Annotated in this window: 5 protein-coding genes; 4 read left to right on the top strand and 1 reads right to left on the bottom strand. The window is 37.1% G+C overall.

Features of this window, described 5'->3' with window-relative positions:
• The 3 genes from F607_RS0107040 to F607_RS0107030 all read left to right on the top strand — a co-directional run.
• The coding region (locus tag F607_RS0107040; protein ID WP_027707531.1) for a transposase at nt 1–190 on the top strand (190 nt) is incomplete at its 5' end.
• Nucleotides 191–270: 80 nt separating this feature from the next.
• Complete coding sequence (locus F607_RS0107035; protein ID WP_027707530.1) at nt 271–723, top strand: hypothetical protein; 453 nt, start codon at nt 271–273, stop codon at nt 721–723.
• Between the two features lie 58 nt (nt 724–781).
• On the top strand, nt 782–1,156 hold the full coding sequence (locus F607_RS0107030; protein WP_027707529.1) for a hypothetical protein: 375 nt from the start codon (nt 782–784) through the stop codon (nt 1,154–1,156).
• 20 nt (nt 1,157–1,176) lie between these two features.
• On the opposite strand, the gene F607_RS0107025 is transcribed toward F607_RS0107030, so the two are convergent.
• Entirely contained in the window at nt 1,177–12,588 is an 11,412-nt protein-coding gene (locus tag F607_RS0107025; protein ID WP_027707528.1) for a hybrid non-ribosomal peptide synthetase/type I polyketide synthase, read from the bottom strand.
• A gap of 191 nt (nt 12,589–12,779) precedes the next feature.
• On the opposite strand from F607_RS0107025, the gene tnpC reads away from it, so the two are divergent.
• On the top strand, nt 12,780–14,432 hold the full coding sequence (tnpC, locus tag F607_RS32595; protein ID WP_051311029.1) for an IS66 family transposase: 1,653 nt from the start codon (nt 12,780–12,782) through the stop codon (nt 14,430–14,432).
• The last annotated feature ends 13 nt before the right edge of the window (nt 14,433–14,445 follow it).

Raw genomic sequence — 14,445 nt, 5'->3', positions numbered from 1 at the left:
CAAGGGTAAGAGTGCCATATTAATAGCCAGGCAGTATGGAAACAAAGTAAGAAATTTTAAAGGAGAGAGATTTTGGGCGAGGGGCTACTTTGTATCAACGGTTGGTTTGGATGAAAAGCTGGTGAGGGAATATATTCGAAATCAAGATAGTAGGGATAAATATTTTGACCAGATGAACTTGTCGCTTTAGCGACTCATATATAGCCCCTTTGAGGGGCTCACCCGTATAAGCCACCGGCTTTGCCGGTGGTAATTTAACTTAAGTAATTTATGAGAATTTTAAGTTGTTTTTTAATATTTCTTTTAAGTGGGTGCTCTACTTTAATTGAAAGAACAGGGGGTATTGAGCACCATAAGCTATGCACTAGTATTGATGAGCTAAATAAGCTACTAGGAAAACCAAAATTAGTCTATGGGCATAACGATCACAATCTACCTAATCATATTTTTTTACGAACAAATAACCTTTCATATGAAAAAATATTAGTGCATGAAATTAAAGGGAAGGTAAAAAAGGCATCAGATGGCGTTCCTCAAATGTATTTAGCAATACTAACGTTTGGTATCTCTGAAGTTATAGTGGTACCAGTCTCCACCGTCAAAAGGATAAGCAGTAATTTTGAAAAGCATGATTATGTGTCAGTATACGACGAACATGGAAGATGTATATTAAGTGAAGTTTATGATACTAATGGTAATCAAACAATGACAGGGTGGTACTAAGTTAATAAATAAGAGCTGGGCAACAAAATATGAAGCTTACAAAGTGATATTTGCCAATATGACAGAAGCAGTTTTTCACATATTTGGTGCTGTGTTTATGATAATAATGAGTTGGCAGTTTTTTTTAACGCCAATACTTATATCATTACTTTTAAGAAAACTAAAAAAAATTGATTCTCGTGAGTGGAAAAAAATAACTATTCTCTCTACTAACCCCTACATGATAGGAGGGGAAGAAAAACATCGTTTACAAGAATATCTAAAAAATAGAGAGTTTACTAAGCATAATTCAGAAGCTATTAATAAAATTGGTGTGATTACACGAGTTTCATTTTTGATATCCAACCGCATTTTTTATAGCGTATTCTTAATTATTTTGTGTCTCCTTGGCAACCGTGCGGAGCCATATAAATTTTCATTCTGCGCATGCTAGCCAAGGGGACACTTTTCTATTTAACTGTAATCCAAGCTTAAAGTTTGGTGAGCAGTAGAACATAAGTCTTTATTAGTATAATACTTAATAACATCCGCTATTTCTTCACTATAGGGAAAGTTATTCATCGTAATATGATTTCCTCCGCTTGTGTGTGAGTAATTAAATTCAGAGATTAGCTTTTCCCATGACTGGTGTGATCCATCAGGGTATCCCATCTTAGACTCTTTATGCCCAACATAGTATACCTCTCCAGAAAAGAACTTTGGTCTGTATTGAAAAAGAGCCTTACTTTGAGTGAGCCAAGAATCTATAAGATCTTGGGTTATGTTAATGCTAAAGTTACTCTTACGGCCAGAAGAAGCAAATAAGCAAGAGATATAATCCAGTTTACTTTCCAATTTTGAAAGCTTTTCCAGAAGTGAGAGGTCTAACTCTACCTGATCACCAAATAAGTAATACAGCACATGATCACATGTGTTATGAGGTTCGGGTAGATCATCGGGAAATGGCGTGTCAATCATTAAAACAGGATTAATTTTTTCCGATTTATTTAGGGCTTGTTGAGCTATTTCAAAAGCAATGAGGCCTCCTAGAGAACTCCCACCTAAATAATAGGGTTTTCCATCACGATGCTGATTTATTTCTTTCTGATAGCATCTTGCCATCTCTTCAATAGTATATTCTTGCGTAGCTGAATGTTGAACCGAGCGTATACCATACACTTCAACGCTGTCCCCTAATGCATCAGCTAGTGGTTTATAAAAATATACTTCTCCACCTATTGGATGAATTAAGTACAATACTTTATCAGCTTTATTCTTGCTTAACGGTACAATAAATTCCCTATTTTTTGATGATTTATTAATAAGACGTTTGTTCTTTGATTGATACGAGTAATTAATCTCATCGATTACAATCATTTTATGAATGGCTTCTACGAACGCATAAAAGTTGGGTGTTTTGACTAACTGTTGAGTTGGAACTTCAATTGACAGCGTTTGGTTTATTTCTCCAATAAGGCTTACAGCCATAAGAGAGTCTCCGCCCAATGTAAAAAAGTCTTTTTCTTTTAACTCATCCAGATTAACGCTAAATCGAGAGTTCCAAATGTTATAAGTCGTTAGTTTTATTTTTTCTAAACTTAAGGCATTACTTTTATTTTGTTTTGTTTTATATTCTTGTTGCTTGATTGACGCTTCATTTTTATTTTTTTCTTTATTGCTTTGATTCTTAATCCAGCACTTCTTTTTCTCGAATACATAAGAAGGAAGCCCTCTTATAAGTGTACGGTGTTCTGTTTGGTAAACATTCTCTAATTGAACATTACATCCAGCCTCCCAGATTAACCCAAGACTCTCAGAGAAGGTCTTTTCATCTGAGTTACTATCTAAATGATGGCCTGTTGTTGATAATATTCGATCATTACTCCGAATTTCGGGATGAAGATTTGTTAGACTCTTCAGGACTTGCCCCGGCCCTACTTCAATGAATATCCCACCATGTTTTCCATCATGTAATTTTCTAACCAAAGTGGATATCCCGTCATGATATCGTACTTCACTCCTAAGGTGTTTAGACCAATAGTTAGGACTACAAGCTTGTTTCTTCTCAATCCAATTACCAGAAACATTGGAGATGTAAGGAATGCTTGGTTCATTAAGCACATGTTTTTCTATAACAGATTCGAATTCTTTCAAGATAGGTTCCATCATAAACGAATGAAAGGCATGAGATGTTTGTAATATTAATGACCTTATTTCATTCTTTTCACAGTACTCTTTTAATTTTGAGATTGATTGTACCGTGCCTGCTACCACTGTTTTACTATGGTGATTCAAAACTGCAATATCAACTTCAGAACTTTGAGACAACGACACGTTGTCGAGCAAATGCTTAGTTTGTCTTTCACATAATTCAATAGATAGCATATCTCCTTTAGGAAGTGACTGCATCAATGCTCCTCTACGACTAACAATTTGCAAGGCAGATTCCAACGAAAATACACCGGCTAAACATGCTGCAACATACTCACCAACACTATGTCCTATCATAAAATCTGGTGTAACTCCGTATGACTCCCAAAGCTTCGCGAGACTATATTCCACACTAAATAGCACTGGTTGACTTAATTTGGTCTGATGGATCAACTCAGAATTTTGCTGTCCGCTATTTGGATAAAGTACTGACTTTAAGTCAATGCCTTCTGTTGATCGAAGCAAAGAAATACAGTAGTCAAGTGCCTTTTTAAACGCGGGCTCATGAATATAAAAATACTGTGCCATATCAACATACTGAGAGCCTTGCCCAGAAAACATAAAGATCACTTTAGGTTGGCTAAGTGTACTAAACGACTGGCTTGGCCTTTGTGCTAGCTCTAACTGCTCTCTTAGGCTTTCCAGGCTTTGGGCTTGAATTATTTTTCGGTGGTTGAAGCTGTTTCTCCCTACTCGTAAGCTGAAAGCCAGATCTGCGACTTCTATTATCTGTTGCTGCGAAAGATGTTCATCAAACGCAGATAACTGTAGGAGCAGAGAGTTGGCAGACTTTGCAGAAAATGGAAATAAGTGATAACTACGCAAGCTTTTTGACGTTTTTCTACTATTTTTTGGAGCTTCTTCCAAAATTAAGTGAACATTACTACCACCAATTCCAGTACTATTTACCGAAGCCCTCCTCAATGTCCCATTATCACTTTCCCAGTGTCTAAGCCGCGTATTGACATAAAATGGAGACGCACTAAAGTCGATATTAGGATTAGGCACTTTGTAATGCAATGTAGGAACAAGTGATTGATATTTAAGGCATAAAGCTGTTTTTATAACTGAAACGACTCCAGCTGCTGCATCTGTATGACCGAGATTAGATTTAACTGATCCCAAAGCACAAGAATTTGCGCTAAGGTCCTGTTTAGCCAGTCTTCTAAAAGCAGCATTTAATGCCTTGATTTCCAAAGGGTCCCCTAAAGCTGTCCCAGTTCCATGTGCTTCAACATAACTAATTTGGTCTGTAGATAGTCCAGAGTTTTTTATGGCTAATTCAATAGCTCTATGCTGCCCATTAACACTAGGAGCGGTGAAGCTTACTTTATCGGAGCCGTCATTCTGCATTGCGCTACCACGAATTACTGCATAAATATTGTCTCCATCTTTCAAGGCTGTCGATAAAGGTTTGAGAAGGATCATCCCTCCACCTTGACTTATAACAGTGCCTTTTGCTTCTTTATCAAAAGGCCGACAATGTCCATCAGATGATAAAATCATTCCTTCCTGATACATATACCCTTGTTTACCAAACCCTCCTAGAAGTGAAACTCCGCCTGCAAGTGCAAGTTCGCAGCGACCTTCGCGGATATCCTGGCATGCTTTATCAATTGCAGCCGCTGATGTTGAACAGGCGGTTTGAACAACTACAGCAGGTCCTGTTAGGTTTAATTTGTAGGTTATTCGTGAGCAAAGAAAGTCAGAAGCATTAGCAATTAACGATTGGTAGGAAAAAGCGAGATCCTCTTGTAGAGTGAGCCCCTTATCTTGAAAGTGTGGATTCAAGTGCTCTTGTTCATACATGTTTTTGCTACAGCCGCCATATACGCCAATATGACGACTTTGGTTATCCAAATTATATGAAGCATCCTCCAATGCCTGATAACTCAGCTCTAAGAACAAACGATGTTGGGGATCAATCATGCTTGCTTCATGCTCGGAGTAGCCGAAAAAGTTGGCATCAAAATCTTCAACTCCTTCTAGCCACCCCTTCGCCCTCACATAATTGGGATTTTGATATATAAACTCAGGAACCCCATCTGCCTGCAACTCCTGCTCATCAAAAAAATATATTCCCTCCTGACCTGATTTTAAGTTTTCCCAAAAAGTTGTTACATCATTAGCCTTAGGTAGACGGCAAGACATGCCTATAATAGCAATTTCTATTTCTTTTTCTTGATCAGGTGTAGGAGATTCAGCCATTGCAGTTGATTTGTTTAATTGACTGAGCCTTAAGTTGCCTTGGCTAGAAATAAATGAAGCAAGTTTGTTGATCGTAGCATGACTTAGCAGATCAGTGACATCCACATTAAAGCCGTGTTTCTTCAATAAATGGGACACTTTAATTATGCTTAATGAATTTCCACCAGCATCAAAAAAAGAGTCATGTATGCCTATTTTTTCAAGCGGAAGTACCTCTCGCCATATTTGATGAATCTTCTCTTCTATAAATGTTTGTGGTTTCAGGTAGTTTTCGATTGAAGTACTGGTTACTTGCTTTTGTTGAAGTATACTACGAGCAATCTTTCCACTTGAAGTAAATGGAAAGTAATCTAGTCTCTCCCATAAGCTTGGAATCATAAACGACGGTAGTTTATTGGCAAGGAACGAATTTAATTCTTCAAGTGGAAGTTTCCTGTCAGACAAATAAAATACAACCAGCCGTTTATTTTCATCGCTCCCTTGTGCTATGACTACTGCATCCTTGATACCTTCATACTGTTTAATATTTTCCTCAATTTCTCCAAGTTCAATACGGTATCCTCTAAGTTTTACCTGACTACCTATACGATCCAACCACTCTACATTACCATCTTCCCGATATTTACAAAGATCGCCTGTTTTATACATTCGAGAATAAGCGACTTGATTGGGATCTGAAGAATCGATAAACGGATTGGATATAAAGAGTTGATTTGTTAACTCTGGCTGATTTAAGTATCCACGCGCAAGGCCTTCACCGCTAATATATAGCTCCCCTGCAACTCCAATAGGAACTGGTTCGAGTTGTTCATCCAATATATACAATCTTGTATTATCAATTGCCTTCCCAATAGGGATTGCCTCCATTTCTCGCTTCATTTGAAAGGTTGTAGATATAATTGTACACTCAGTCGGCCCATACACGTTGTAAACATTATGGTATTTAAGATAATAGCTTAAATCATTGGAGTTGGCTCTTTCTGAACCTGAAATAATTTTTTTTAAGCTAGGAATTCTAGCGTTGTTTAAACTTTTGATAAATGAGGGAGTTAAAAGTATCGACGACACCTGATTTTTATTAATATAGTCAATAAACTTCTCAGTATCGAGTTGTTCTTTTCGTGGTACAAGAACAAGGCAAGCCCCAGATAACAATGAAGAAAAAATGTCATAAATTGCTGCATCAAAAGAGTAAGAACTACATTGCCCAATATTATCTTTCTCACATATATTAAATATTCTAATAAGACTAAAAAGTGTGTTTAAAACAGATTTATGCTCTATCATGACCCCTTTTGGCTTACCTGTAGAACCAGAAGTGTATATGATATAGGCAAGCTGGCTACTACAAAAATCACCATTTAGTTTTTGCTCAGTTTGCCTTATTTTGTGCCAATCAAGGTCAAGATAGATTGTTTCCTTTACAATCGGTATATCAATATTTAATGTCTTATGCGTCAACAATACTGATAATCCGCTATCCTCAACCATATAGGAAAGCCTATCTTCAGGGTAAGTTGGGTCGAGAGGAATAAAAGCTGCACCTGACTTTAGGATCCCTATCATCGCGATTATCATATCAATTGACTTTTCTACACAAATACCCACAAAATCTTGAGGCTTAACACCTTTTTTTTGAAGATATCGAGCGAGATGCTCAGCTTTAGCATTCAACTCCGCATAGGTTACACTTTGATCATAGATTTTTACAGCAGTTGCTTGAGGGGTTTTGGTGGCTTGGACTTCAAAAAACTGATGTAAACCCTGCTCTTTACGACTATGTATTTCCGTCTGATTCCAGTCAACTAATATCGTTTTCCTTTCCGCTTTGCTCAGGATGGATATTTCTGAAACAGGAGTATGAATGTTATTTATTATTTGTTGAATGATTTTCTTATAGCTTCTGGCAAAGCGTTTTATTTTATCATCCTTAAAACATTTTAATTGATATTTCCACAATAATTTAAATCTTCCATTTTCATCAGGAACTATTATTAAACTTAAAGGAAATAGCCCCTCGTGAAATGGGACTGAGTATCCATTCACTACAAATGAAGAATATTGTTTGTGATACTTCTCACTTAAGACACTTTCCTCTGTGGATAATATTTCAAAAACAGCCTGAATAGGCGTTGACACACTTTCAATTTGAGGAAGGTTTAAATCCTGAATCAATTTTGCAAAAGGAATATCTTGGTTTTCTATGCCTTTCTTAACAATATTTTTCATTTTCTCCAATAACGAAAGGAAAGTTTCGCTTTTTGAAATAGAACATGTCAAAGGCAGTAAATTTGCAAAATAACCAATTCCATAATTTTCTTCAATTTTTTTTCTTCCTAAGCTAGGGCTACCAATTAATATATCTTTCTGCTCAGAGTATTTTGATAGTAAAACGCCATATGCTGACAGAAGTAGAGTAAATAATGTTGTATTGTACTCTATTGCAATTGAGCTCAAACTATCCACATCACACGCATCGAGATAAAAAGACTCTGAACCCCCAAAATCGCCGGAGTCTTTTTCTAGATTCTTATCAAATGGAAGCGAAATACTGAAAGAGTACCCCTGTAAGGCCTCTCGCCAATATGATAATTGTTCTATATACGTTTCTGATTCCAAAAACTCTTTTTGCCAGACAATATGGTCAAAATAACTAGTATCTTTTTCCTTCTCTCGAGGTGTTTTTTCCAAAATTAACTGCTGATAGATTTCAAAAATTCCTTGCAAACTAGATATCGACTGGCCATCAAAAATAATATGATGCACCACAATTGAAAAAATCCAGTTTTCTTCATCTACCTGATAAAGATGGAAGCGACAGAGCGAATCTCCTTCAATATTGAAAGGCTGTTGTAAATTTTCAACAATCAATTGCTTTATCTCTCTATCGCTAAACTCTTTGCCACGTAGGTCACTTAGTTCAAGTTCAATAGAAGACATAGCATTGTACAATTGGACAGGTAAATTCTCTTCGTTCAATCTAATTCGAGTCTTCAATATTGGATGTTGTTCAACAAAATGTTTACAGGCTTGTTCCCATAAGCTGATGTTGAGTTTAAAAGGTAACCTAAAACATATGGGTCCATTATAAGCATAAGATTGAGGATTCTTTTTTTGATAAGAAAATAATGCTAATTGATTAGGACTCAAATTTAACTCAAAAGTAGAGTTTTTTTCCGCTTCCAGTAATAACTCACTAAGCTTATCTTTCCAATGAATTGTGTACTCTTTCTGGATACATTGAAAGTGGTCACCTGAAATAGGAACTGTTGTTAAACAAGCATTTGTAAGTGCCAACCAATTTTTTTTACTATTGGGAAAATTTTCAGGATTATTTTTTTGTGCATCAAAAAGATAGATTCTGTTGTTACCTAAGTATTGAGTGGGCTGATAAGCGATTAATGCCCTCTGGTTTGCTTCATAAACCCTTAATGAATCACTCCCAAAAAAATCAGGTACCAAGTTTGATGGCATGGTCTTCACTAAATTAACAAATTTATCTCGACTTAATCCAGTAATCTTATCTTGAGAAATACTCATCTTTGGTGAAATTGCCTTTAGGCCTAGAGATAATGGGAGGGGTCTCCAATCAGAATATGTATCAATTAAGCCAAGAAACCCAACGCAATAGCCATCCACTTTTAGCTGCTGAGCAATTTCATAAGCAATCATTCCTCCGAAGCTATAACCCATCAAATCAAATGGACCAACCTTTTGAATTTTCAAAATCTGCTCTACAAAGAAGCTTGCTATCGTTTTGAGTCTAGAATATGGTTCTGCTTCACCACTTGCTCCCAAGCAATAACCTCCATATATTGGTCTATCAGTGACGCCATCTAGCAGGTTTCTATAAAGAAAGCTATTGCCCCATAATGCAGGCAAAACAAAAATAGGCCTACCCACTCCCTTTTTAATCAAAGGCATGTAATTAATATTTTCAATTAATTTGGAAGGTTTTGGTTCGGCTTCATTAATACTATTATTATCCGTTTCAAAGTTTTTCAAATACCTTGAAAGTTTGTCTAATGTTGGGTAGTCAAATAATGCGCTCATCGAAACTTGATCTGACCATTCAGCTCTTAGCTTATAAACAATTCTCATACTCATTATGGAATCCATTCCATAACTCAAGAAACTTTTATTTTCTTCAATTTCATTTTCGCCCACATCTAATGAATCAGCAATCCACTGTTTCACTTTAAGCATCAGCTCTTGATGGCTTAAATAGCCTATATTAGTTAAATCATTATCATTATTTGACGAATTTGATTTAATGGGAGTAGATAAAGTTTGGAGGAACTTTTCCTTATCGCCGTCGTTAACTATCACTTGGGGAAGACCAAGTTTCAAACTGGTTTCAAATGCATGCAGAAATGTCTCGTCTTTTAAAGCATTCATTCCCTTCAAATTGAGTAGATGTTCTCCAACTCCCTCAACAAGATCTATCCCACCATTAATCAAATAAGGCCAATTAATGCTAGTAACAAACTGGCATGGGTTTGAAAATGAATTAGAAAAACTATCCAAAAATGCATTGGCGGCTGCATAGCTTGAACTTCCTTCAAAACCCAAAGCTGATATCGATGAAAATAGAAACAATTGATCAAACCAACCTTTTTCTTGTAAATTACTTAAAACCAAAGTGCCAGTAATTTTTGGTTGAATTAGAGATTTAAAGTTGGTTAAACTATCATCTTGAACGTTGAGAGTATTTATCAAACCAGCTAAATGAAAAACACCATTAAGTGATATTTTTCTATTTTTTAAATGACTAAATAAATTAATAACTGAATCAAGCTCTGTAATATCAACAGAGTAATATGTTACGTTTATACCATGATGACGAAGTGAATCTAAAAAAGACTGCTTATCAGGGGTAACTTTTGACCGCCCTATAAAAATAATGTTAACTTTATATTTTTGTATCAGATATGTGGATAAGATCTTTCCTAAACCACCTAGTCCTCCAGTTATTAAATAAGTACCTTGCTGTTTGATTTTAGCTCGGTTGATCGCATAGTCTTGATCTGATAAAGTTTTAGTAGGGTATTCTGCTATATTATAAACATAACGTTGATCATTTTGATAAGAAATGAGTAATTCATTTTTTCCTTCTCGAGACTCTTTTTCTAGCATTAAATAGTTTAACTTAGATACACTATCTATATGAAACAACTTTAAGATGCTATGTGGATGTTCTATATTCAGAGATTTGCTGAAACCAGACAGTGTCCAATGTAATGGATTCTCATGTGGTAAGTGACCAGAATAAACGTATGTGAACACATAGTCTGTATGTCTTTTTTTAGTAAAGTTCTGGATCACAGAAACAACAGTATTAATAGTGGAATCTGATGATGACTGCAAATTTTTCAACGTTACAGTTTTAGGTATATCTAACCCCCACAGAAAAAATATTTTTTGTGGTAGAAGGCCCTTTTCTTCCATATCTAAAAGAATATTTTGAATGCTTTTTATACAGCCCGCCCTCAGAGTATAATTATTCGACCCAATATAAGAGTTGTGTTCGCCTCGTTTAATCCAAATGATATTTTCTTGTGATGATAACTGAGAGCTAAGGTTTGATTGGTCATATTTATCAATGAAAACCCAAGAAACTCCCTCATCATAAATACGCTTAGGCTTTTTTAACTCACATAATTTGCGGTTTTCCCAAATAGGTTGATAGTATGAAAGGTTACTAACTTCTTTATGTTGGACTGTATTCGCTCTTCCTTTCTCAATCCAGTATCGATGCTTTGCAAAAGAGTAGGTCGGTAATGAAACTCGTCTCCCTAACTTGGGAGGGTTTGCTTTTTGTTGACTTAGTACCTCTTTGTAATCTTGAATAAACCGATCACTAAATCTTCTCTGATCAACTACTTCAGATTGACTTAAAAAGACTTTTAAACTTTCAATAATATCAATGGTAGAGTCGACGAAGAATGCTAAAGCATGGCGCATTAATTCTCGTCCGTAATAAAGAGTAAATATAATATCATTAAAATCTGGTAATTTATCTTGATCAATGTTTTCCAAAAACAGTATTAGATCTGTGGCCCTTCTATTTAAGCTCTCATTATCCTGAGCAGAAATAACCAGTAGTGACTTTTTATTTTTGGCTGATATAAGTGGTTTTTTAAGATTACTCTGAGTATACTCTTCCAAAATGACATGTGAGTTTACTCCTCCAAACCCAAAAGCACTAACGCCTGCACGTCGGGGAGCGTCTCCACCCTTTAGTAAAGGGGAGATCCAAGGTTGAGTTTTTTTGATTATATAGAAAGGACTTTCCGTTAAATCAATATTTGGATTTATATTTTGAAAGTCTGCTAAGCCTGGAACTTGGTTATATTTGAAAGATAATAAACTTGCTATTAGTCCTGCGATTCCTGAGGCTGCCTCTGTATGACCAATGATCGATTTAACACTGGATAAACCACAATAAGCCTCTTGATGCTCAGTTGAACTTATCTTGCCCCACGCTTGTTTCAGGCCCTCAATCTCTATGGGGTCACCAACCGGCGTACCAGTACCGTGAGCTTGAAAAAATTGAATACTTTCAGGAGTAACGCCAGCATTTTCTTGAGCTTGCTGAATTGTTCTCGCCTGAGCCTTTGCATTTGGAGTTGTGATTGTTGTACCAGAACCTGTATGGCTTACAGCGCTTCCTTTAATAACCCCGTAAATATGATCTTTATCTTCAATTGCTTTTTCTAAGGGTTTAAGTAAAATCAATCCTGCCCCTTCAGAACGTACATATCCATCAGCTCTAGCATCAAATGTTTTACACGAACCTGTTGGTGATAACATTCCTGTAGCTGAATAGGTAAGATACATATCTGGTGTAAGCATTAGATTTATACCACCAGCAAGTGCAGCTTCACACTCCCCACTATTGATAGACTGAACTGCCAGGTGAACTGCATTTAATGAAGAAGCACATGCGCTATCTATATAAAGACTGGGACCATAAAAATTAAAATAGTGTGATATTCGATTGGGAATAATTGCAGGTTGAGCAGTTCCAGTTGAGTAATGAGGTTGAATTTCAATGCACTGTTGCCGAGATAAATCTTTGTAGTCACCATGAGAAATACCAAGAAAAACTCCAATATTTTTTTTCGCTAGGCAAGATGGAAGAACTCCCGCATCTTCAAAGCATCCCCATGCCAACTCCAGCATAATTCGCTGTTGTGGTTCCATACTCTTGGCTTCTTTTGAGGATATGTTAAAAAAAGGAGCATCAAATGCATCAACATCTTCAATAAACCCTCCCCATTTACTATTGGTTTTATTAATCTCAGTATATGGGTTTCCCCAGTATTTCTCCCAACTCCACCTGGTTTTTGGTATTTCTTTTATACATGACTTGCCTTGGACAAGATTATTCCAATATTCTTGATAGTTTTTTGCCTCTGGAAAACGACAAGCAATACCAATGATAGCTATCTCTTTTTGTTGCATAGTCTTTTATCCCTTTTATAACTTCGACGTTTGGTAAAAATTTTCCTTTCGTTAATTACAACTATCTCCATCAACTATCATGAGATAGGAAGAGTAAATAACTTACACATTATACAGCGAATATCGCCTATCCAATCAACTATCCCCTCTAGTACGCAACTTTCATCCAATTGATAGCAGTTGACATTGTAGTGAAATCACCCAAAATCGAGAAACTAACCGCTGAAGACTTTAGTCAACTAAAGCAAGTCATTGAGCAATCAAACTTATCTGATGGGCACAAGATGTTAGTTATTGGTGTATTGGAGCTGTGTTTATGGCTTCAGCAAAAACTGACGTTTTCGCAAATTAGCATTAGCAACCTTAAAAAGGCGTTTGGCATCCAATCAGAGAAGCATTCTCGAGGTACAAAGCCATCGGATACTGATGATTTAGAAGTATCGGCTGAAGATGAATCCAGCCAGGACGAAAGTACTGAGGCTAGCCAATCTGAGTCAAGCACCAATACAACAGACAAACCGAAACGCCCTGGTCATGGTCGATTACCAGCCAGCGCCTATACCGCTGCTGAAACGATTTCACTTGATCATCCTGATTATAAAACTGGTGATCCTTGCCCTACTCAGTGTGGAGGAAAGCTCTATCAAATCAAGACGCCTGGTGTCTTTATTCGAATTGAAGGCGGCCAATTGTTTAATGCTTACCGCTATGAGCAAAAACGGTTACGCTGTGCGGTTTGTGGTGAAATATTTAAAGCCTCATTGCCAGTTGCCGTTACTGAGAAATATGATGAGCGAGCAAAAGCAATGGTCACGGTTTTAAAATACCAGCTTGGCATGCCATTTTATCGGCTCGCACAATGGCAACAGCAAACGGGTGTTCCCATTCCTGATACAACGCAATGGGAGCTGTGTGTTGATGCTCACCAAGTCGCGACTTATGTTTTTAATGCCTGCCTCATTTTAGGGGCTCAAAGCCCTTTATTCTTTCAGGATGATACGACAGTCAAAGTACAATCAGTAATGACAAGTAAGGAGGTGAATCCTGATAAGTCAGATAAAAAAGGCACATTTACTACCGGTCTAGTGGCTGATCACCAAGGTCATCCTATCTATTTATTTTTCTCCGGCGTAAAAAATGCGGGCAATAATCTAACCGATGTATTAAACGAACGGGAGGAGGATTTACCTATTCCGTTTCAAGCTTGTGATGCCTTATCCCAGAATAACGTGGATAAAGCCTTAAAAACGATAGTCTGCCATTGTCTTATCCATGGGCGAAGAAAATTTGTTGAGCTTGAAGATAGTTATCCTGATGAGGCTAAAATCGTCTTGGATACGGTTGGGCAAGTTTATGCTAACGAAGCCCATTGCAAAAACCATAGGCTATCTCCTGAAGACCGACTGACTTTCCATCAGGAAAAAAGCAAGCCATTGTTGGAAGAAATGAAGCAATGGATGGAGCGGCAACTGGCGGGAGAAGAGCCTAAAACGCCCTTAGCGAAAAGCTACCGCTACTGGCTTAAACGCTGGGACACGTTGACCCGGTTTTTAACCCACGTCGGTGCACCGTTGGATACCAATACAGTTGAGCGTGCTTTGAAGCTGGCCATCCGTATTCGGAAAAGCAGCTTATTCCACAAAACCCTCAATGGTGCCAAAGTGGGCAGTGAACTCATGAGTGTTATCCATACCGCTCTAAAAAACGGCATTAATCCCATTGATTATTTAACGGCATTACAGCAACACCAAGCGCAAGTAAAACAAGACCCATTTGCTTGGTTGCCCTGGAATTACCAACAAACCTTACAAGCACTGGCAGAGGAAACTCCACTCGCCGCATAATAGTCACACTCAT

Origin of the sequence: Zooshikella ganghwensis DSM 15267, from assembly GCF_000428585.1 — a bacterium.
GTDB classification, from domain to species: domain Bacteria; phylum Pseudomonadota; class Gammaproteobacteria; order Pseudomonadales; family Zooshikellaceae; genus Zooshikella; species Zooshikella ganghwensis.
This window is presented reverse-complemented; position numbering and strand designations above follow the sequence as displayed.